12 protein-coding genes, 2 tRNA genes, 3 rRNA genes and 1 pseudogene are annotated in these 22,792 nt (G+C 51.3%); 7 read left to right on the top strand and 11 right to left on the bottom strand.

The window, feature by feature from the left end; translation table 11 throughout:
* Positions 1–10: 10 nt before the first annotated feature.
* Positions 11–670 (bottom strand): TetR family transcriptional regulator C-terminal domain-containing protein, encoded by a 660-nt coding sequence (locus tag ACN06F_RS08220; RefSeq protein WP_038483867.1) that lies wholly within the window; start codon positions 668–670, stop codon positions 11–13.
* 202 nt (positions 671–872) lie between these two features.
* Here ACN06F_RS08220 and xdhA point away from each other — a divergent pair, with 202 nt between their 5' ends.
* The 4 genes from xdhA to guaD are packed head-to-tail and all read left to right on the top strand — an operon-like array spanning position 873 to position 6,921.
* Positions 873–2,330, top strand: coding sequence for a xanthine dehydrogenase small subunit (xdhA, locus tag ACN06F_RS08215; protein WP_038483864.1), 1,458 nt, complete (start codon positions 873–875; stop codon positions 2,328–2,330).
* Positions 2,314–4,737 carry a xanthine dehydrogenase molybdopterin binding subunit gene (gene xdhB / locus ACN06F_RS08210; RefSeq protein ID WP_433924994.1) on the top strand — a complete coding sequence of 808 codons (2,424 nt, stop codon included), beginning with the start codon at positions 2,314–2,316 and terminating at the stop codon, positions 4,735–4,737. Before xdhA ends, xdhB begins: the two co-directional genes overlap by 17 nt.
* Entirely contained in the window at positions 4,734–5,606 is an 873-nt protein-coding gene (gene xdhC / locus ACN06F_RS08205; protein WP_038483859.1) for a xanthine dehydrogenase accessory protein XdhC, read from the top strand. The genes xdhB and xdhC overlap by 4 nt, the downstream gene beginning before the upstream one ends.
* Position 5,607: 1 nt before the next feature.
* Positions 5,608–6,921: a guanine deaminase gene (gene guaD / locus ACN06F_RS08200; RefSeq protein WP_038483857.1), complete on the top strand. Its 1,314-nt coding sequence runs from the start codon at positions 5,608–5,610 to the stop codon at positions 6,919–6,921.
* 324 nt (positions 6,922–7,245) lie between these two features.
* Here the strand turns inward: guaD and rrf are convergent.
* The 10 genes and pseudogenes from rrf to ACN06F_RS08150 form a co-directional block, all read right to left on the bottom strand.
* Positions 7,246–7,361, bottom strand: a 5S ribosomal RNA gene (rrf, locus tag ACN06F_RS08195).
* Between the two features lie 128 nt (positions 7,362–7,489).
* Positions 7,490–10,383: ribosomal RNA gene (locus ACN06F_RS08190) — 23S ribosomal RNA — on the bottom strand.
* A gap of 229 nt (positions 10,384–10,612) precedes the next feature.
* Positions 10,613–10,688 (bottom strand) — tRNA-Ala (locus ACN06F_RS08185).
* Positions 10,689–10,798: 110 nt separating this feature from the next.
* A tRNA-Ile gene (locus tag ACN06F_RS08180) sits at positions 10,799–10,875 on the bottom strand.
* Positions 10,876–10,961: 86 nt separating this feature from the next.
* Positions 10,962–12,496 (bottom strand): 16S ribosomal RNA (locus tag ACN06F_RS08175).
* The 16S, 23S and 5S rRNA genes sit together here with 2 tRNA genes alongside, the layout of an rRNA operon.
* A 454-nt stretch (positions 12,497–12,950) precedes the next feature.
* A complete protein-coding gene (locus tag ACN06F_RS08170) occupies positions 12,951–13,943 on the bottom strand; it encodes an adenosine deaminase (RefSeq protein ID WP_038483855.1) in 993 nt (330 codons plus the stop codon).
* A gap of 15 nt (positions 13,944–13,958) precedes the next feature.
* Entirely contained in the window at positions 13,959–15,686 is a 1,728-nt protein-coding gene (gene cydC, locus ACN06F_RS08165; RefSeq protein WP_198349842.1) for a thiol reductant ABC exporter subunit CydC, read from the bottom strand.
* Positions 15,683–17,362: a thiol reductant ABC exporter subunit CydD gene (gene cydD / locus ACN06F_RS08160; RefSeq protein WP_253487863.1), complete on the bottom strand. Its 1,680-nt coding sequence runs from the start codon at positions 17,360–17,362 to the stop codon at positions 15,683–15,685. The genes cydC and cydD overlap by 4 nt, the downstream gene beginning before the upstream one ends.
* Positions 17,363–17,411: 49 nt before the next feature.
* Positions 17,412–17,615, bottom strand: a pseudogene (locus tag ACN06F_RS08155) (cytochrome ubiquinol oxidase subunit I); the annotation flags it as partial.
* Positions 17,616–17,830: 215 nt separating this feature from the next.
* Positions 17,831–18,805 (bottom strand): calcium/sodium antiporter, encoded by a 975-nt coding sequence (locus tag ACN06F_RS08150; protein WP_120387013.1) that lies wholly within the window; start codon positions 18,803–18,805, stop codon positions 17,831–17,833.
* A gap of 201 nt (positions 18,806–19,006) precedes the next feature.
* On the opposite strand from ACN06F_RS08150, the gene ACN06F_RS08145 reads away from it, so the two are divergent.
* From ACN06F_RS08145 to ACN06F_RS08135, 3 genes are read left to right on the top strand one after another with little or no spacing between them, the layout of a single operon-like run.
* Positions 19,007–20,353: a paraquat-inducible protein A gene (locus ACN06F_RS08145; RefSeq protein WP_038486739.1), complete on the top strand. Its 1,347-nt coding sequence runs from the start codon at positions 19,007–19,009 to the stop codon at positions 20,351–20,353.
* A complete protein-coding gene (gene pqiB, locus ACN06F_RS08140; RefSeq protein ID WP_198349840.1) occupies positions 20,346–22,028 on the top strand; it encodes an intermembrane transport protein PqiB in 1,683 nt (560 codons plus the stop codon). The genes ACN06F_RS08145 and pqiB overlap by 8 nt, the downstream gene beginning before the upstream one ends.
* 13 nt (positions 22,029–22,041) lie before the next feature.
* Positions 22,042–22,635, top strand: a complete 594-nt coding sequence (locus ACN06F_RS08135) for a PqiC family protein (protein WP_038483834.1) — start codon at positions 22,042–22,044, stop codon at positions 22,633–22,635.
* Positions 22,636–22,792 lie beyond the last annotated feature (157 nt).

Here is a 22,792-nt window from a genome sequence, read left to right as displayed (position 1 = left end):
GGCATAGCAGCTAAACTGATGAGTCGTTTGATAAATGCGACGCTGAAATACCGCATCCTTTCAAAATAACATGCTCAAGGAAACGGCAAATAGACTCGAAATCCGTTTCGCTGAGCACTTCAGTCCCTAATATTCCCGTTACCTGCGCACTGTATTCCGTGTAATGTTGGGTAGCCGACCAAATCAAGAATATAAGCCAGCGTGGATCGACATCATCCATTTTCCCTAGCTGAGACCACTGGTGAATAATTTCTGCACGGGAAACTACCCACTCTTTCAACTCACCAGAGAGATAATTACTCAAGAAAGGCGCACCAGCCAAAATTTCGGCGGCAAATAGCTTTGAACCTTCGGGGTAACGCTGGCCCAGCATCATCTTGGTGCGAATAAAATCGCTTAATACCTTAGCTGGATCACTGTCAGGTGTTATGTCTTCAAGTACCGCATTCCAACGGTTCATCATTCGATTAAGCAGTCGTACATAAAGCAGCTGCTTACTGCCCATGTAATAGAGAATATTCGCCTTAGGAAGACCTGCTATATCGGCGATTGCCTGAAGGCTGGCACCACGATAACCATGTTGAGAAAACACCTGCTCCGCAGCGCTCAGTATGGTCTGTTCAATGCGATCTCTGCTGGCATTTTCATGGTTAGCGGTATCCGCTGTCATTGATTAAGCTCCTTTAATAAGCGCTTTTGATAAGCACCAATGGTCAGCCCATGGGACTTATTACATATAATTGGTTTATCTACGCCGGCCGCGTAAGTGCACAGACAGCCGCATTAGCAACAAATTCTTGCAAGGTGCGCTCTTTTGTCTCAAGCTAAACAATATTGACCGATCGGTCAGAACAATCATAACGGAGTTTGGCATGGCTACGATTGAGTTCCTGCTCAACGGCACCCCCAAGCAGTGTCATGTACCCCCTGACACCAGCATTCTAACGCTGTTGCGTGATCATTTGGGCATCACTGGCACAAAAGAAGGCTGCGCATCGGGTGACTGTGGCGCTTGTACAGTCGCAATCAACAATCCAAGCGACACGCAAAACCGCTTTTTAAGCGTCAACGCGTGTATTACCCCGGCTCATCAACTTCACGGTCAGCACGTCATTACCGTTGAAGGGCTTGCGACTGAAGGCAACTTGCACCCAGCTCAACGCGCAATGATCGAGTGCCATGGCAGCCAGTGCGGATTTTGCACGCCAGGAATTGTCATGTCCTTGTTCACCTTGCATGCCAACCAACAGCAGCGCCCCTCGCCTCTTACACCAGAAACACTTGAAGCCACATTAGGTGGAAATTTATGCCGCTGCACGGGATACCGACCGATTCGTGACGCCGCATTGAGTATGCAAGATTTCTCTTGGGAAGCACCGCAGTGGTTCGATGCGTCTCAGCCAGCCAGTCACCCGCTTCATGTACCGGAGTCAACCGCAAAGAGTGAGCCACTCTTTGTACAGCCAACCACCTTGGCTGAGTTGGCCGACGCAAGATATCGCTATCCTGATGCACGCCTTGTGGCTGGCGCAACAGATCTATGGCTGGAAAGCACTCAGCGCCTTACCGCATTGACCCAGCTTATTGATACCACGCGTGTGGCTGAATTGCGCCAAATTGAAGAGGCGACATTCCAAGCTCAACCAGGTTGGTGGGTAGGCGCTGGGGTTACGTACTCGCAGCTTGAGCCCTTATTAAACAGTCACTTTCCTGCGTTTGCACACCTCCTTCACAGGCTCGGCTCTCAACAAGTTCGTAACCGGGGAACGCTCGGCGGAAACATCGCCAACGCTTCGCCAATTGGAGATACGCCACCTGTACTACTGGCGCTCAATGCATGGGTAGAACTTACCAGCCACGTCAATACTCGCCAGCTCTTGCTGAGTGATTTTTTTATCGACTATAAAAAAACAGCGCTGGCGGCTGATGAAGTCATCAGCCGTATTTTTATACCTCAACTGGCTGAAACAGCCACACTAAGGGTTTGGAAGCTTTCTAAACGGCGCGAGGATGACATAACGGCGGTATTAGGTGCGTTTTGCTACCGTGTTAATCAGGGTGTGATGGAGGATGTTCGCATTGCCTTTGGCGGTATGGCTGCAACTCCCAAGCGAGCTAGTCAAACAGAAGCTGCGCTAGAGGGCCAGCCCGTTTCCAAAGCTAGCTTTCAAGCAGCCCAACAAGCCCTTGCTGAAGAGTTTCAGCCAATGAGCGATGTACGGGGCAGCCAATACTACCGAGAACAAGCCGCTCTCAACCTATTGGAACGCCTCTACTTATCGCTTTCGTCACCCAACCAGGAGGTGATGCTCCATGCGTACGCTCACTAAACTTGATGGCGACAGCAGCCGCGCTCGTCGAGAGTTACATAACCACATCCAAGGGTCAGGCCCACTTGCTCGCCATACTGTCGATAGCCACGGTCAGCGCCAAGCAGGCACCGCTAGCTTCCATGAAAGCGCTGAAAAACACGTTACCGGCAAGGCTGCCTACATTGATGACCTCAAAGCACCGGCAGATGCCCTGCATGTAGCTCTGGGGCTTTCTCCTGTCGCACACGGCACATTGACCGCACTTGATCTCGAAGCAGTTAAACAAGCGTCTGGCGTTGTCGATGTCATCACTTTTCACGATGTGCCCGGCCATACAGATATCGGCCCTGTGTTTCCAGGCGACCCCATTTTTGTTGATCAAGAAATTAGCTACGCAGGCCAGTGTATTTTCGCCGTTGCGGCTACCTCGCTTCAGGCTGCTCGCCGAGCGGTAACGCTGGCCAGGTTAAGTATCGATGAACAACCAGCAAGCCTCGACCCTGTTGCTGCTGCCGAACGCAATGATGTGGTTCGCCCTACCCACGTTCAGGAGAGAGGCGATTGGCAAGCGGAACTGCGCCAAGCCGAGCAAACGGTTGAGGGCGAGCTTTTCATCGGCGGACAGGAACATTTTTACCTGGAGGGGCAAGCATGCTTGGTTCTGCCCACCGAAGACGAAGGGGTCATTGTTCATACCTCTAACCAGCACCCTAGTGAGACCCAGAAACTTGTCGCTGAAGTACTGGGCATTCCCTTTCATGCCGTCACCGTTGAAGTGCGCCGAATGGGTGGCGGCTTTGGAGGCAAAGAAACCCAAGCATCCCCATGGGCATGTATGGCAGCCATCATTGCCCGCAGAACCGGAAAAGCCACACGTATACGGCTACCGAGAAGTGATGATATGCGCGCGACCGGTAAGCGTCACCCCTTTCATAATCGCTACCGACTTGCAATTGATTCGCAAGGCATCATCCAAGGCGGAGAGATAACGGTTATTGGTGACTGTGGCTACTCGCCGGATCTTTCGGACGCCATTGTTGATCGGGCAATGTTCCATGCCGACAACGCATACTCAATAGGCAATGCTCGCGTCACCGGTCATCGAGCTAAGACCCACACGGCTTCTAACACGGCTTTTCGGGGCTTCGGCGGCCCTCAGGGCATGATGATTATCGAAGCTGCAATGGATGATATCGCGCGCAAAGTCGGTGAAGACCCTCTCACCATACGCAAACGAAACTTCTATCGCGACGGGCGAGACGTCACCCACTACGGGCAGTCAGTGGATCAAAAGCAGTTGCTGCATACGCTGGTTGATACATTGGAAACCAATAGTGATTACTGGGCACGCCGTGCGGCGATTAAGGCATTTAATAGCAACAGTCCCATTATTAAAAAAGGGCTCGCGCTGACGCCAGTAAAGTTTGGCATCTCATTTACCGCCCAGCACCTCAATCAAGCCGGTGCTCTGCTGCATGTTTATACCGATGGCAGCATCGTGATCAATCACGGCGGCACTGAAATGGGCCAAGGGCTGCACACCAAGATTTGTCAGGTAGTGGCGCGCGAGCTTGGCTTGGATTTAGATAGCGTGCGGATTAGTGCAACTCGCACGGATAAAGTACCCAATACATCCCCTACGGCGGCTTCAAGCGGCGCCGACCTCAATGGCATGGCAGCGCGAGATGCCGCCAGTAAATTGCGCGAAAGGTTGTTCGACTTTGCCGCGATACATTTTGAGGGCGGATTAGATCGAGAAGGTATGCGCCTGGAAGATGGCATGCTGATTGCGGGGATTAATGAGAGCGAGCGTCGCATCCCCTGGGGAGAGCTTGTTCAAACGGCCTACCTCAACCGCATCTCGCTTTCAGAAAAGGGTTTTTATGCGACACCATTGATTCATTACAACCGTGCAACGGGCCAAGGCCGCCCTTTTTATTATTACGCGTTTGGAGCAGCCGTTGCCGAAGTAAGTGTTGACACATTGAGCGGCGAATATTTAGTTAACCGCGTTGACGTGCTGCATGACGTTGGCAATTCGCTAAACCCTGCCATTGATATTGGCCAAGTAGAAGGTGGCTTTATCCAGGGAATGGGCTGGCTAACCAGTGAAGAGCTTAAGTGGAGCGATAAAGGTGTGCTGGTTAGCGACGGGCCTGCGACCTACAAAATACCCACGTTTGGTGATCTTCCCGCTATTTTTAACGTTGAACTATTGGAAGGCCACCCAAATTCCATGGCAAGCCTATATCGTTCTAAAGCCGTTGGTGAGCCACCGTTTATGCTTGGTATCTGTGTTTGGTATGCACTACGTGATGCACTTTCAAGCTTAACCGATTACCAACAGTCTCCCCATCTCGACACTCCCGCAACCCCTGAGCGAGTGATGTTGGCTGCAAACGCAATTAGAGAAAAAGCGCTATGACACAGCCCTCAGCAGAAACTTGGCACGCGGCACTCGATCGATTGCAGCGTAGCGGTGTTCCCCACGTGTTGGCCACTCAGGTAACCAGCGCGGGCTCAACCCCGCGTGAGCCCGGCGCGCGCATGGTGATCACCCAAGAGGCTGTCTATGACACGCTAGGTGGAGGCACTTTCGAGTGGCAAACTATCCATGCTGCTCGAGACTTTTTACAGCAAGGCCGCGCTGGCTTTCACTTAGAGGCATTCTCGCTAGGTGGCCGCAGCGGCCAGTGCTGTGGCGGTTATGTCAATGTGCTGCTGGAAGTGTTTCCTGGTGCCGCTACCAATATCGCTTTATTTGGTGCTGGCCATGTCGGACGAGAGATCGTAAAGCTTAGCGAACCGCTACCCTGGCAAGTACACTGGTTTGATAGCCGAGCAGATGTATTTAACGAACGCGATCAGCAGCAATCCCGACTCAGCTGCCATACGCTGAGCAGTGCACAAGAGGGAACTTCAGCCCTGCCGCCCTACTGTCATGCATTGGTATTAACCCACAACCATGATGAAGATTACGCCCTTATCACCGCTTTACTACAGCGCCATGACATCGCCTCGATAGGGCTAATCGGCTCTGATAGCAAATGGGCAAGCTTCCGAGGACGACTGCAGCGCGAAGGCTACACCGCTGAAGAAATAGAGCGTGTACGCAGCCCCATTGGTTGTATTCATAACACTAAACTTAGCAACAAAACCCCCTATGCGATTGCTTTGACGGTGGTAACCGAACTGCTTTGGCTAACGGACAAGCCAGCCTCACTAGACATGCGCGGCCTTGAGCCGAACGCAATACGTGCACTTGTTGACGATACGAAAACGACTCAGAGTTAATATGAATTCCTCAATCGATACGCTCATCCGCGCTGAAATTGTCAGCTTTGCACGCGACCCAGGTAATGATGACCTACCTCAGCCAGGTAGCCTAGAGCATTATGGCGACGGGCTACTGTGGCTAAAAGGCAGTCATATTCAGGCTGTCGGCCACTATGGTGATCTCGCTGATCAACTGCCAAGTGACGCCCATGTTATTGATTATCGCGGCAAGTTGATTATGCCCGGTTTTATCGATACTCACGTTCACTATGTTCAGCTAGACATCATGGCTTCCTACGGCCGACAGCTGCTTGATTGGCTAAATGACTATACGTTTCCTGAAGAGTGCCGTTTTGCCAATCATGCGCATGCTGAAGCGCTATCGAACGCTTTTCTAGATGAAATGCTTCGCGCGGGAACGACAACAGCCCAAGTATTTGGCTCAAGCCATCCTGGCTCAGTGGATGCGTTCTTCACCGCCTGCCAAAAACGTCAGCTACGCATGCTGGTCGGTAAAGTATTAATGGATCGCAACGCGCCTGACGCCCTAATGGATGGCGTATCTGGAATTGCAGACAGTGAGCGGCTTATTCAAGACTGGCATGGCAATGGCCGACTAGGTTATAGCGTCACACCACGCTTTGCGCCCACCTCTACCAAAATGCAAATGGATGCTGCCGGCGCCCTCTTACGCAATGACTCTAGCTTGTGGCTACAAACTCATTTGGCCGAAAACAGTGGGGAATTAGACTGGGTAGCCGAACTATTTCCTGGTAGCCGCGACTACTTAGCCGTTTACGAAGAAGCGGGGTTAGTCGGCCCTCGCAGCACCTTCGCGCACGGCATTCATCTGAATAACGATATGCGTAAACGCCTAGCGGACCGAGGCGCCAATATTGCCTTTTGCCCAAGCTCCAATCTTTTCTTAGGCAGCGGATTATTTGACCGAGAGGCAGCTAAGCAGACCGGTATGGCATTTACCTATGCTAGCGATATCGGCGCAGGCACCGATTTATCAGGGTTTGGAACGCTTAAGGCAGCCTACCAAGTGGGCCAATTAGGGGGACAGCCTCTCACCGCATGGCAAGGTTTTTACGGTTTAACCCATGGCAATGCAAAAGCGCTTTCCCTAGATACCCATATCGGCCAGCTTGCCCCTTCGTACGAGGCTGATTTTGTAGTCATTGATCCTCATGCGACATCACTGTTGAAGCGCCGTATCCAACACAGCAAAACACTCGGCGAGCGTTTATTTGCGCTGATGATGCTCGCTGATGATCGCGCTATCTATGAAACTTGGGCCGCTGGCGAATGCCAGCACCAACGGGATTAATTTTCAAAGTTAACTCGTCATTCCCGCAGGCCCTTAGCGGGAATCCATGTTGAACTGAGAGGGTTCGGCCTGCTGCAGGTCAAGGTGGATTCCCGATAACCTCACTCGGGAATGACTGTGCGGTGCACGCTTCGGCAGGTGGCCGCTTTGTGATAGGGGCCAGGGGGTGCTTTTTTCTTCCGCGCAAACAAAAAACCCAGCCGATGGGCTGGGTTCTTTGTTAAATAAGTGCCTGACGATGATCCGGGCGGCGCTCCGCTACTCTCCAGGGGAGACCCCTAAAAAGCAAAACCCCGACCAAATGGCCGGGGTTTCTCAATAAGTGCCTGACGATGACCTACTCTCGCATGGGGATACCCCACACTACCATCGGCGCTAAGCGGTTTCACTTCTGAGTTCGGCATGGGATCAGGTGGTTCACGCGTGCTATGGTCGTCAGGCGTAACTTTTAATGCATATCATGCTGAACATGTTACTGATGTTTTGTGGCGTCTCTCGTTTCCTGTCGCTGACAGGAAGCGCGTATCCGGTTTTCATTATCACTACGACCAGACCCCTTGGGTGTTATAGGGTCAAGCCTCACGGGCCATTAGTACACGTTAGCTCAACGCCTTGCAGCGCTTCCACACCGTGCCTATCAACCAGCTGGTCTCGCTGGGCCCTTCAGGAGGCTCTAGGCCTCAGGGATGTCTCATCTTGAAGGGGGCTTCCCGCTTAGATGCTTTCAGCGGTTATCCCGTCCGCACATAGCTACCCGGCAATGCCACTGGCGTGACAACCGGAACACCAGAGGTGCGTCCACTCCGGTCCTCTCGTACTAGGAGCAGCCCTTCTCAAACATCCAACGCCCACGGCAGATAGGGACCGAACTGTCTCACGACGTTCTAAACCCAGCTCGCGTACCACTTTAAATGGCGAACAGCCATACCCTTGGGACCGACTTCAGCCCCAGGATGTGATGAGCCGACATCGAGGTGCCAAACACCGCCGTCGATGTGAACTCTTGGGCGGTATCAGCCTGTTATCCCCGGAGTACCTTTTATCCGTTGAGCGATGGCCCTTCCATACAGAACCACCGGATCACTAGAACCTGCTTTCGCACCTGCTCGACGTGTCTGTCTCGCAGTCAAGCACCCTTATGCTCTTGCACTCACTGCACGATGTCCGACCGTGCTGAGGGTACCTTCGTGCTCCTCCGTTACTCTTTGGGAGGAGACCGCCCCAGTCAAACTACCCACCACACACTGTCCTCGATCCGGATAACGGACCTGAGTGAGAACGCCAATGATGCCAGGCTGGTATTTCAAGGTTGGCTCCCCTCGAACTGGCGTCCGAGATTCAAAGCCTCCCAGCTATCCTACACAGGCAACATCAGCGTCCAGTGTGAAGCTATAGTAAAGGTTCACGGGGTCTTTCCGTCTAGCCGCGGGTACACCGCATCTTCACGGCGATTTCAATTTCACTGAGTCTCGGGTGGAGACAGCGTGGCCATCATTACGCCATTCGTGCAGGTCGGAACTTACCCGACAAGGAATTTCGCTACCTTAGGACCGTTATAGTTACGGCCGCCGTTTACCGGGGCTTCAATCAAGAGCTTCGGACGAATCCTAACACCATCATTTAACCTTCCGGCACCGGGCAGGCGTCACACCCTATACGTCCGCTTGCGCGTTAGCAGAGTGCTGTGTTTTTACTAAACAGTTGCAGCCACCTGGTATCTTCGACCGGTTCGGGCTTAGAGAGCAAGTCTCGTCACCCTACGCCGGCGTGCCTTCTCCCGAAGTTACGGCACCATTTTGCCTAGTTCCTTCACCCGAGTTCTCTCAAGCGCCTTGGGATTCTCACCCTGACCACCTGTGTCGGTTTGGGGTACGGTCGCACATGATCTGAAGCTTAGAGGCTTTTCCTGGAAGCGTGGCATCAATGACTTCCTGACCGTAGTCAGTTCGTTTCGTGTCTCGGCCTTAAGGCATCCCGGATTTACCTAAGATACCAGCCTACTCACTTTCACCAGGACAACCAACGCCTGGCTCACCTAGCCTTCTCCGTCCCCCCATCGCAATCATGTCCGGTACAGGAATATTGACCTGTTTCCCATCGACTACGCCTTTCGGCCTCGCCTTAGGGGCCGACTCACTCTGCTCCGATTAGCGTCGAACAGAAACCCTTGGTCTTCCGGCGAGGGAGTTTTTCACTCCCTTTATCGTTACTCATGTCAGCATTCGCACTCGTGATACCTCCAGCAGACTTCTCAATCCACCTTCATCAGCTTACACGACGCTCCTCTACCGCTCATCCTAAAGGATGAACCCGTAGCTTCGGTACCTGGTTTAGCCCCGTTACATCTTCCGCGCAGGCCGACTCGACTAGTGAGCTATTACGCTTTCTTTAAAGGATGGCTGCTTCTAAGCCAACCTCCTAGCTGTCTGAGCCTTCCCACATCGTTTCCCACTTAACCAGGATTTCGGGACCTTAGCTGACGGTCTGGGTTGTTTCCCTTTTCACGACGGACGTTAGCACCCGCCGTGTGTCTCCCACGCTTGCACTCACCGGTATTCGGAGTTTGCCTCGGGTTGGTAAGTCGGGATGACCCCCTAGCCGAAACAGTGCTCTACCCCCGGCGGTGATACGTGAGGCGCTACCTAAATAGCTTTCGAGGAGAACCAGCTATCTCCGAGCTTGATTAGCCTTTCACTCCGATCCACAAGTCATCCAAATCTTTTTCAACAGATCCTGGTTCGGGCCTCCAGTTGATGTTACTCAACCTTCACCCTGCTCATGGATAGATCGCTCGGTTTCGGGTCTATATCCAGCGACTGTGTCGCCCAGTTAAGACTCGGTTTCCCTACGGCTCCCCTAAACGGTTAACCTCGCCACTGAATATAAGTCGCTGACCCATTATACAAAAGGTACGCAGTCACAGAACAAGTCTGCTCCTACTGCTTGTACGCACACGGTTTCAGGATCTATTTCACTCCCCTCTCCGGGGTTCTTTTCGCCTTTCCCTCACGGTACTGGTTCACTATCGGTCAGCCAGGAGTATTTAGCCTTGGAGGATGGTCCCCCCGTCTTCAGTCAAGGTTTCTCGTGCCCCGACCTACTCGATTTCACATGATCAGATTTTCGACTACGGGGCTATCACCCACTATGGCCGCGCTTCCCAGCGCATTCGCCTAATCAGTCACATGCTTAAGGGCTGGTCCCCGTTCGCTCGCCGCTACTAGGGGAATCTCGGTTGATTTCTTTTCCTCAGGGTACTTAGATGTTTCAGTTCCCCTGGTTCGCCTCTTACGCCTATATATTCAGCGCAAGATACTCATCTTATGATGAGTGGGTTTCCCCATTCAGAGATGCCCGGGTCACAGGTTGTTTGCCACCTCGCCGAGCCTTATCGCAGGCTTCCACGTCTTTCATCGCCTCTGGCTGCCTAGGCATCCACCGTGTGCGCTTCATTGCTTGACCCTATAACCCGAAGGAGTCTGGTGTCTCGCAATGATAACGATTGCCGGATACGCTTGAGACGTATCACAAAACAATTACGTATAAACGTTTTAAAAAACGTTTATGTCAGCATGATATACATTGTTAAAGAGCGACTGTTCGATGAACAGTGATAAGGCAACGCAATTTCGGCGCTTGTCTTATCAATGGTCACAAAATATCAACAAACGGTTGGTAAAATACAACATAATGGTGGAGCCAAGCGGGATCGAACCGCTGACCTCCTGCGTGCAAGGCAGGCGCTCTCCCAGCTGAGCTATGGCCCCATTTTTTTGCCGACCTAACCTCTTGCCATTAATTTCTGTGAGACAAGGCAAAATGCAACGACGTATAGCCTGCTATACGAGGAGCATTTTAACGCAGTATCACAGAAATTTGGTGGGTCTGGGCAGACTTGAACTGCCGACCTCACCCTTATCAGGGGTGCGCTCTAACCAACTGAGCTACAGACCCAAGAGGGGATCGTGCTTAAACCGTTTGCTCTATTATCTGATCAGGTAATTCATTGTGAGCGCTTACCGCGAGGATGATGCATCGTTTAAGGAGGTGATCCAGCCGCAGGTTCCCCTACGGCTACCTTGTTACGACTTCACCCCAGTCATGAACCACACCGTGGTGATCGCTTTCCCGAAGGTTAAGCTAACCACTTCTGGTGCAGTCCACTCCCATGGTGTGACGGGCGGTGTGTACAAGGCCCGGGAACGTATTCACCGTGACATTCTGATTCACGATTACTAGCGATTCCGACTTCACGGAGTCGAGTTGCAGACTCCGATCCGGACTGAGACCGGCTTTTCGGGATTAGCTGACTCTCGCGAGCTCGCAACCCTTTGTACCGGCCATTGTAGCACGTGTGTAGCCCTACTCGTAAGGGCCATGATGACTTGACGTCGTCCCCACCTTCCTCCGGTTTGTCACCGGCAGTCTCCTTAGAGTTCCCGGCATTACCCGCTGGCAAATAAGGACAAGGGTTGCGCTCGTTACGGGACTTAACCCAACATTTCACAACACGAGCTGACGACAGCCATGCAGCACCTGTCTCTGCGTTCCCGAAGGCACCAAGTGATCTCTCACAAGTTCGCAGGATGTCAAGAGTAGGTAAGGTTCTTCGCGTTGCATCGAATTAAACCACATGCTCCACCGCTTGTGCGGGCCCCCGTCAATTCATTTGAGTTTTAACCTTGCGGCCGTACTCCCCAGGCGGTCGACTTATCGCGTTAACTTCGCCACAAAGTGCGCTAGGCACCCAACGGCTGGTCGACATCGTTTACGGCGTGGACTACCAGGGTATCTAATCCTGTTTGCTACCCACGCTTTCGCACCTCAGTGTCAGTGTCAGTCCAGAAGGCCGCCTTCGCCACTGGTATTCCTCCCGATCTCTACGCATTTCACCGCTACACCGGGAATTCTACCTTCCTCTCCTGCACTCTAGCTTGACAGTTCCGGATGCCGTTCCCAGGTTGAGCCCGGGGCTTTCACAACCGGCTTATCAAGCCACCTACGCGCGCTTTACGCCCAGTAATTCCGATTAACGCTTGCACCCTCCGTATTACCGCGGCTGCTGGCACGGAGTTAGCCGGTGCTTCTTCTGCGAGTGATGTCTTTCCTAATGGGTATTAACCACTAGGCGTTCTTCCTCGCTGAAAGTGCTTTACAACCCGAAGGCCTTCTTCACACACGCGGCATGGCTGGATCAGGCTTTCGCCCATTGTCCAATATTCCCCACTGCTGCCTCCCGTAGGAGTTCGGGCCGTGTCTCAGTCCCGATGTGGCTGATCATCCTCTCAGACCAGCTACGGATCGTTGCCTTGGTGAGCCATTACCTCACCAACTAGCTAATCCGACATAGGCTCATCCAATAGCGGGAGCCGGAGCCCCCTTTCTCCCGTAGGACGTATGCGGTATTAGCCTGGGTTTCCCCAGGTTATCCCCCACTATCGGGCAGATTCCTATGCATTACTCACCCGTCCGCCGCTCGTCAGCGGGTAGCAAGCTACCCCTGTTACCGCTCGACTTGCATGTGTTAGGCCTGCCGCCAGCGTTCAATCTGAGCCATGATCAAACTCTTCAGTTTAAAATCATTGTGATGCTTACTCGTCACTCGAAAACGTGATGTTTACGAACAACAAAAGCGCATCAAACTTGGCTCAAGGTTCAAACGAATTCATTCAACTATTGTTTAAAAACTTACGTTTAAAAACTGTCGTTCTCATGACCGCTTGCCTTGATATTTGGTGATTTATCACCCTCATCGGCAAGCGCCCACATGAATTACCTGATCAAATTGTTAAAGAGCTATCGAATGGCGTTGCCGTTCGATGTGGGGCGTATTCTACTCATTTCTATTTATTCGTCAACACTTTTTTATCTTGTTGAATGACCACCTAGAAAGAAGATATGCGACTACTTGAGAATACCGTTTGTCTAGTAGGAACTTCATTACGGGCAGCGACCAAACCTATGCTGGCCGACGGTGAAATGGGAAGCGATTTACATAAGCCATTATCAACACGAGGTCGGCGCTTCTTTCATACCAACTCAAGACGTTGCAAAAGTTCTTGGCGACGTGACTCATCAACAAACGCTTCTTCGATTGCATTACGGTTCAGCATGCGGAATACCTCCGCACCCCAGCCAAATGCTTCAGCACAGGCAACATGATTTGTCAGCAACCCACCTCCAAAATAAGCCGGGTCGTCTGAGCTAATTGTCACCTTAAGATTTTCTTTCAATAACTGGGGAAGAGGGTGATCTCGAAGATCATCAACCACTTTCAGACTGACATTAGACAGCGGGCAAACCGTTAGTACGATTTGACGCTCCCTGAGCCGTTTAACCACTGCGTCACTTTCGAGGCAGCGAACCCCATGGTCAATTCGCTGAACATCGAGAAGATCCAGTGCTTCAGCAATATATTCAGCAGGCCCTTCCTCTCCTGCATGGGCAACACGCACCAAGCCAAGTTCTTTGGCTCGCGCAAACAGTGCCTGGAACTTTACCGGGGGATTATCACGCTCTGCGCTGTCTAAACCAATTGCATCTAAAAACTTCCAGTATGGAGCAGCGTTTTCAAGCACGCTGAGCGCTTCTTCAGCCGGACGATCACGCAAAAAAGCCATAATCACACCAACAGACAGATCAAGCGTTGCCTCTGCCTCTTCTTTCGCATGAAGCAATCCCGCCATCACAACGTCAAGAGGAATACCACGCTGGAGATGGGCCTGAGGGTCAAAATGCATATCAATGTGCACTACCCCTTCCCCACGAGCACGCTTGAAATAATCCATCGCCAAGTCATAAAAATCCTGCTCTGTACGCAGCACATTCATGCCTTGGTAATAAAGATTTAGGAACCCCTGTAGGTCATCGAACTCGTAAGCTGCTTTTGCCTCTTTAACCGTAGCATAAGGAAGCTCAATACCATTTCGCTTGGCAAGCTCAAACATTAACTCAGGCTCTAGTGAACCTTCGATATGCAAATGAAGCTCTACCTTAGGCAGCTGAAGAAGAAATTCATGCATACGAAACTCCTGTCATTAGGATAAATTATTTCCAACATTATCAAGAGTATCCGTATTTAACTTCCCCCCAGCAAGTCGCCAGTGATAGTTAACGCCAGGCAGCAACGACGGGCATTCTACTTGGTGAATAAAATAGATCGCTGTTCGACCAGTGAGCCAATGATCAAGAGATTTAGCAATATGCATAGCGGTGAAGGCATCCACACCGGCAAAGGGCTCGTCCAAAAGCACGACTGCTGGATCACGCAAGAAAATACGAGCCAATGCCACTCTACGTGATTGCCCTCCTGAGAGCTGCTGCCCCTTTTCGCCGACTTGGGTCATAAGCTGATTTGGTTGCTGCTTTACCCAATCCTTTAGGGCAACTTGAGAGAGAGCTTCCCACAGTTGATCATCGCTTGCCTCAGGGTTCGCGATACGCAGATTCGCCGCTAACGATCCATCAAAAAGATCAATCTGCTGCGTGAGCAAAGCAAAATTCTTGGCACGGCTTTCCACAGTAACGTTAGAAGGCGCACAGTTGGCAACGCAAACCTGCCCCTCTGAAGGCGATATTCTACCCATAACAAGGTTAGCCAACGTTGACTTGCCTACCCCTGAGATACCTGTCACTACTGCTCGCTCTCCGGCAGGCAAGGTAAATGAAGTCTCAGACAGCACCGAATAGGCTGTTGCGGGATAACGAAAAGAAACATTCTTAAACGCCACTGAATGCCCGTGAGAAGCATCAGGCAAGGCCAACGACGGCGCCTCATTCATTATGCTGCTCAGTGCATTTAATCGCCGAGCAGCGCCATAGCTAGCACCGACTTTTAGAAAGGCGTTAGGCAGCGTAGTGAATACTTCATTTATACCCAGCACAGCGATAACCACCATAACAATGATAGGCCCCGACACGTGACCAGCCTCTACAATGAAGCTGCCCAGCCATAATACGCCCACCAACAACATACCGGTCACCGCTAATACTAACGCATTGCCAATGGCCGACTTATAAGCAAGCTGACGCTGATTACTTAGCGCCTGGCCTTCGTGTTGATTAATCCGTGTACGGTACCAAGGGTTGGTCTGGTAACTCATTAGCTCAGCCGACGCTTGTACTTGATCAAGCACTAGACGGCGTAACTCTTCTTGGTCGCTAACTTGCTGGTGGCTATTACCAAACCCCAACCATGCATAACCAAGCGTCACTACAAACCATAGTACGCTCAACACAGCGGCTATCAAACCACCCAACACTGGCACCCAAATAGCGATAAAGCCAGATATAACAAAGATGCTCAATAGCCCAACTAACGGAGGGATAAGCAAGCGCAGATACAAGTTGTCAAGCGTATCAATATCCGACGTTAAGCGACTTAGCCATTCACTCGCGCGGCGGCGCTTAAGGGTTGCTTCATCCAACCTTGTTAAATCCCCAAACACGCGGTAGCGCAAATCAGCTAACAATGTCAGTACGGTATTGTGGTTGTAAAGACGCTCCGCGTAACGCGCCACCGTTCGCAGCAGTGCAAAAAAACGAATACCGCCACCGGGAACATAAATATCCAAAGTAACGGGCAACCCAGCTGCCAACGCTATGCCAGCCAACGCACACGCGGTAATAAACCAACCAGAAAGCCCTAACAGTGCAAGACCTGCCAGGAGCGTCACCAACGCTAATAATGCACCTATAAAAAAGCGCTGACGACGGCGCAGCATTATGAGCAGCCAGGGTTTCATATCGCGATAAAACTGACTCATACCGTCGCCTCAATAAGCTGGCCAGCTTCACAAGTAAAATGGCGATTAGCAACAGCCACCACCGCAGAGTGATGCGTTGCAATAACTAGCGTACGGCCTTCCTTTGCCCAATCCAACAGTGCCTGAATGACAGCCTTCTCAGTGATAGCGTCTAGGCTTGCCGTCGGTTCGTCTAACAAAACCAGTTGCGCCTCGCTAAGGTAGACACGCGCCAGCGTAAGACGTTGCGCTTGGCCACCAGACAGTCCGACACCACGCTCGCCTACCAGACTTTCCAGACCATTAGGTAGCTGGGATAACAACTCACCCAGCCCTGCCCGTTGCAGTGCTCGTACCATTGACGCTTGGTCAGCCTCAGGAGCGGCTAAGCGCAGGTTATCGGCAAGACTTCCCTGAATAATGCAAGGCGTTTGATCCAGCCAGGCGACCTGACCACTGTGGCGATACCGGCACTCACCGCTGCTAGGCATCATAAAACCAGCCATTAAGGCTAGGATGGATGATTTACCGCTACCTGATTCACCGGTAATAGCAACCACGTCACCACGCCGGATGGTAGCGTTCAGGTTGGACAAGACCGTGGCACGCCCCTCATATCCAACACTAGCCCCGCAAAACTCAATAACTGCATTCTCCGAATGAGGCACTGACGTGGCTGAAGGGACCAGATCTGACTCGTTGAGTATTGCCACGATACTTTCAGCTGCCCCTAATGCTGCTGCGCGGTCATGATAGTGCTGGGATAGCGTTCGTAGAGGCTGAAAAAACTCTGGTGCCAGCAATAAAACGGCTAGCCCAGTGAAGAGGGTTAGAGAAGAGGATGGCCCATAGTCGATATAACCAAGTAGACCAAAACCGACATACATGGCCACAACTGCAATCGCCACGGATGCAAAAAACTCAAGCACCGCTGATGATAGAAACGCTAGACGCAGCGTGCGCATACTTAGTCGTCGATAGTCATCAGTGGCATACCAAACATCTTTTTGTGCTGACTTGGTATGGCCAAACAGCTGGAGCGTCGTCATCCCTCTAACTCGGTCTACAAAGTGAGCCGACAAACGCGACACGGCCATGAATTGATCACGATTCAAACGCTCAGCGCCCATGCCTACCAACGCCATAAATAGCGGGATAAGTGGTGCTGAAAGCAATAAAAAAATGGCCACGAGGTAGTCCAGCCATCCAGCAATGCAAAGGATAAGTAGCGGTAAGGCGACGACAATCCTCATCTGAGGATAAAAACGCGCGAAATAACCGTCTAACGCGTCAATATGCTCTACCGCCTGATTCGCTATCGCCCCACTCTGTTGGCGAGTAAGCCAAACGGGCCCAAGCATCGCCACCTTATTTAGCAACTCCTCTCGCGCATGCTGGCGAATACGAAGACTTGCCTCTGCACTACTGGCTTCTTGCATTGCTTGAAGTAGTGAGCGACACAGTACCACTGCCACCAACCCCAAGAAAAAAACTGTCAGTGATGCCGGTGAGCGACCATGAATTACAAGCTGATCAATGCACCATGCAAGCCCCACCACTAGTAAAACCGTAAGCCCCCCTGCAAGCACGCCACCTATTGCGGCTAGCGTGAGCTTTTTGTGCTCACGCCGAGCAAGAGATTTCAACCATGAGCGTGAAGTTAAGGGTATTACCTGATCTGATTGAGAGGTAGCCATAAGGTTAGTGGCACTCCGCACTTGATGGTCGCGCCTTGCCAGCAATGGATACATCCAAGCTAAAGACAACTGCACACACCTTTGTCCAAAATAGCGAAAGACGGTCCCAAGCTGGGTTTTGGGTTTTAAAGAAAAGCCCATGGAGTAATGCTATATAGGAGACCAGCCCGATAGTAAAAACTGGAAAAATTGCATGGAAATATTCCACAAAGGCGAACTGAATTCGCGATAGCACGCAGAGGGCAAGCTCCATCACACTCTCCTAAGACCTGGATAAGCATCCCACTGCGGGGCCACACAAGCTTAGTTAAGCCTTACTGGTGCTGCACTTTAGCAATGAGCATGGGCTCTAGGCACGATGCAGCAACACAGCAACTAAGCCTGAGATTCGAATGTGTTGTCATTTGATGCTGTGACAAACGTTATACACTACTAGCGCTTCTTCAAAACTGTGTCGCATTGACGCAGTTAGGACATCACGACGATGCTAACCATGTAGCCAGTGTAAGCAATGAACATAGAGAGCAGCACGCCACCCTCGATACGGTTTATACGCCGTGGGCGACCCCGCCAAGAGAAAGCAAAGAACACCATCATGAGGGTCATAAAAGTCATGACGCTCCAGTCACGAATTAGCACTTCGCGCCCTACTTCAATGGGTGTAATAAGGCCTGCAAGACCTACCACAGCCAAACTGTTAAACAGGTTAGAGCCTACGACATTACCCAGCACCATATCATGCTCTTTGCGCCGTAAAGCGCTGATAGAGGAAGCAAGCTCTGGTAAGGACGTTCCTATTGCTACGACGGTTAAGCCAATAATTAAGTCACTAACCCCAAAAGCCACCGCTATTTCGACCGCCCCCCACACTAAGATGCGCGAGCTAGCGATTAACAAAACTAGTCCAACTAACGTCCACATAAGCGCCTTGCCACGGGACATGGCTTTACTATCCAGCGCTTCTGAAACTTCACCCACTAGCGGATCATCTTGCTGCCCTCGTGAACGAACAATACTAACCCCGATAAAGAGCGCCAACGCGCCTAGCAGTAAGACTGCTTCTCCACGAGAAATCCAACCGTCATAAAGCATATAACCCGTCAGAAGCATGACACCTATCAACAGTGGCATCTCCTTGCGGATCACACCGGAGTGCACCGCTAAAGGAGCTAGTAACGCGACAAAACCTAAAACAAGGCCAATATTAGCGATATTTGAACCATATGCGTTACCTACCGCTAAACCAGGATTTCCTTGCATGGCCGCCAACACTGACACCATCATTTCTGGTGCAGAGGTGCCAAAACCAATAACCAGCATGCCAATTAATAGAGGCGATAGCCCTAACCACCTAGAGGTAGCTGCAGCACCATCGATAAATTTCTCGGCGCTCCATACGAGAAGCACCAATCCCAAAACTACAGCCAAAAAAGGGAGCAACATTATTTCATTTCCTTAATAACGTAATGTTAGGCACTATCATTAGGCACCATTGCCGAGGCATCCTTGTCTAACTAGTTGGTTAGGTCAAGTGCTGTTTTGGCGGGGCGAAGATAAATCTCGATTTGACAGTAGTATCTGCCCACCGTACTAATTTGGATTCCTCAACGTATTGAGAATTTGCTGTTGCCTCATTTTCAGTTTATTAAACGACCTTCTTTGCAGGTGAACTCACCACAGGTCGACTGCCATCCTCCCGAAACACGCGCCCAGCGTAGACGCTTACGCGCCTGTCACGAGTGTGACTGGGTTTCTGCACTTCCTCCGCTCGGCTCCGGAGAGAAAGCATCCTGCCCACGCTGTTCACATGTGCTGGTAAAGCGACATCGTTATCCTGCTCAGAGAAGCATGGCGCTAGCGCTTTCATCCTTGATAGCACTACTTGCAGCAGTGTCATTTCCGTTTGTGAGCTTTAGCATCAGCGGCATTGGTAATCGTATAGAACTTTCACAGACAGCCACTACGCTCATCTCTTTTCATCAGCCTGTTGTCGCTATCGCTGTCATTATGACCATTGTTGTGCTGCCCGCTATTTATCTAATCGGCGTGATCTGGCTTCAGTTTGGCTTACTTCGCGGCCATCCAATGCCGTTTAGTCGGGACATCGCTCGTTCACTAGCGAGGCTTAACCCATGGATGATGGCGGATGTCTTCATCGTTGGGGCACTGGTGAGTTTGATAAAAATAGCTGGCATGGCACAAGTTGAATTAGGCATCTCCTTTTGGGCATTCAGTGTATTTGCCATCCTCTTACTGTTAACGACACAATCCATTGATTCAGATTGGATGTGGTTCTCTTTAGAGAAAGAACCCCTCGCGCCAGAAGGCACTCTTACAGGAACGACAGCAGCAAGCCAGGGAGTAACCGGCTGCCCAACTTGCGGCCTAATTAATCGCCTTAGCGAGCATGGCACGGGGCACTGTCGGCGGTGCCAAGAAAAGCTCCACCCACGATTACCACACAGCCTACAACGCACCTGGGCACTGCTTTTTGCAGCAGCGGTGATGTATATCCCTGCTAATGTATACCCTATTATGACCACGACTAGCTTAGGGCACTCATCACCCTCAACGATCATTGGCGGGGTTGTCCAACTGGTTCAAATGGGCTCCTGGCCCGTGGCCGTGGTTATCTTTGTAGCGAGCGTTATTGTTCCCGTTGGCAAGCTAGTCGCATTGATTTGGCTCTGTATGGTTATAAAGCATAGCAACGAGCTAAACGCACAAAGCCGAACTCGACTTTATCGGCTGACTGAGTTTATAGGCCGATGGTCAATGGTTGACGTATTTGTGGTTTCAATATTAGTAGCTCTGATTCGCGCGGGGTCTTTAATGTCAATTACACCAGGGCCGGCAGCGCTCGCGTTTGCCGCCGTCGTTGTGTTCACAATGTTAGCAGCCATGACGTTTGATCCGCGCTTAATTTGGGACACACCAACTCCTCGCTCTACACGCCGTAAAACGGCCACCAAGGAAACTGTTGATGGCTAATGATTCAACACCAAATAAAGCCGATACCAACGACAACAACGATTTACATCGTGCGAAGTCATCACCGCAAACACGGCTCTCTCCGATTTGGATCGTGCCAATCGTTGCTGTTGTGATCGGACTGTGGCTTGTCTACGACAACTACGCCAGCCGAGGCACGCTCGTTACACTAACAATGGACAGCGCGGAAGGTATCGAAGCGGGCAGCACGCTTATTCGCAGCCGCAATGTTGAAATAGGCAGAGTCCAAAACGTTCGCTTATCTGATGATCTTTCCCACGCCGTTATGACCGCCCGCATCCAACCAGAAGCGGAAGCTATGCTTAGGGAAGATAGCCGATTCTGGGTAGTAAAGCCGCGCATCGGCCGCGAGGGCATTAGCGGGCTGGGCACGGTATTGTCGGGTGCCTATATTCAGCTAGAGGCAGGTAAGTCTGATGAACCTGAGCGCGAGTTTACGGTAAGTGATACACCACCGGTTGCCCCAGCTGGGCAGGCTGGTTTGCAAATCAGCTTAGTCAGTCAACTGGGTAACTCACTTCGTATAGGCGACCCTGTTTCTTACCAGGGCTATACCGTAGGACGAGTTGAAGATACTCGGTTTGACGCGGAATCTCGCACAATGCACCACCAAGTATTTATTGAAGAACCCTACGGCCAGTTGGTAACGGATAGCACTCGATTTTGGACATCGAGCGGTGTTGATTTTCAACTAGATGCTGATGGTGTACGTGTCAACGTGGAGTCTCTTGAAGCGTTACTGGGAGGTGGCGTTACGTTTGGCGTGCCAGAAGACTTGCCGATGGGGCAACCCGTAGAGCCCAATGCACGCTTTAATCTCTATGCGGATGAAAATACTGCCCGGGAAGGAACCTTCAATCAGTATTTAGAGTACGTGCTATTGGTTGATGATACCGTTCGCGGGTTATCGAAAGGTGCGCCCGTCGAATTTCGCGGAGTAAGAATCGGTACGGTTGCGTCGGTGCCCTGGAATTTTACCGCTCCACAGCCCGACTCACGTTCTCAGTTTGCCATCCCGGTGCTGATTCGAATCGAGCCTCAGCGACTGGGCATTGAGAATGCCGACATCGACATAGAACAGTGGGACTCGCGCTTTAAGCGCCTTTTCGGCTTAGGGCTGCGTGCATCACTCAAAAATGGCAGCCTATTAACGGGTGCACTTTTCGTTGATCTTAATTTTCAACGCGACTTGGCTGATGAATATGTCGCCGAAACGTTCTCCGAGCGGACAGTATTCCCTACCGTCGCTGGCGGCTTTGCACAGATCCAAGCGCAGATAACCAGCCTGCTTGAGAAATTAAACGCGCTTGAAGTTGAGCCATTACTTGCAGGTTTAGACCGAAACTTACAAGCATCTGAAAGTGTGCTCAACGAGATACGCCAAGTAAGCACTTCCATCAACCAGTTGCTGAATGATCCCGATACTCAGGCAGTGGGCGGAAACGTAAATGCGACTCTTGAGGAGCTACGTAACACCTTGCAAGGTGTATCGCCATCATCTCCAGCCTATCAGGATTTAACAACGGCTATTCAACGGCTGGATCGCTTAATGCGCGACTTACAACCACTTACTCGCACATTAAATGAAAACCCAAGAGCGCTTTTATTCGACAACCTGGATACTCAAGATCCCGTGCCTCGCGCACCACGCTAAGAAGGAGCTTACTATGCGCTGTAAGGCAGTCCGCTATTTATCACTATTTGGCCTTTGCATTCTGCTAAGCGCTTGCGCTAGCAGTGTCACACCACCCTCTCGCTACATGCTACCAAGCGAAAATGCAGTGAGTTCACCAAGCCAGCCGATTGGCACACTGCAGGTGCGATCACCACGTTTAGCACACTATCTAGATGTGGACGGTATCGTCATGCAGCTTGATGACATCACCCTAAATGAAGCCCGAGAACACCAATGGGCGGAAAGTATTGGACGCCAATTAGAACGTGCATTGCGTGCTCAACTATCCCAAGAGCTCGCGTCCATTCAGGTCGTTCATGCTGATGGCAATGCACCTGAAGCGCTCACATTACTACTTGAAGTTGATCAATTTCAGGGGCGGCACGATGGGCGAGCGGTCACCAGTGGCCAATGGCAGTTACGCGGCGCGGATAATAACCTACTTGCGCTAAAAAGTTTTTCTGCAGAGACCGAGCTACAGCAGGACGGCTACCCTGCTCTCGTTCGCTCACTTGGCGAAAGTTGGGATAAGGTGGCCCTGCAAATCGCCAATGAGATCCGCGAAGGAAATTATTTTCAGATGTGACATCAGTAAGGCATCCAACCGCTATGTTAAACGCTGAAATGAAGTATCCATGATATACTAAAGGAGTCATCTTTCAGCATCACCACGTCACCCCCGATTCGAGCCAATGTCTATTTCACCGTCTTGATCGGCAAAAAAATGACCATCGCGGCATCGT

It is taken from the genome of Vreelandella sp. 21, assembly GCF_050995515.1.
Lineage (GTDB): Bacteria > Pseudomonadota > Gammaproteobacteria > Pseudomonadales > Halomonadaceae > Vreelandella > Vreelandella alkaliphila.
Note: the sequence above shows the minus strand (reverse complement) of the source record. Positions and strands in the feature narration are given on the sequence as shown.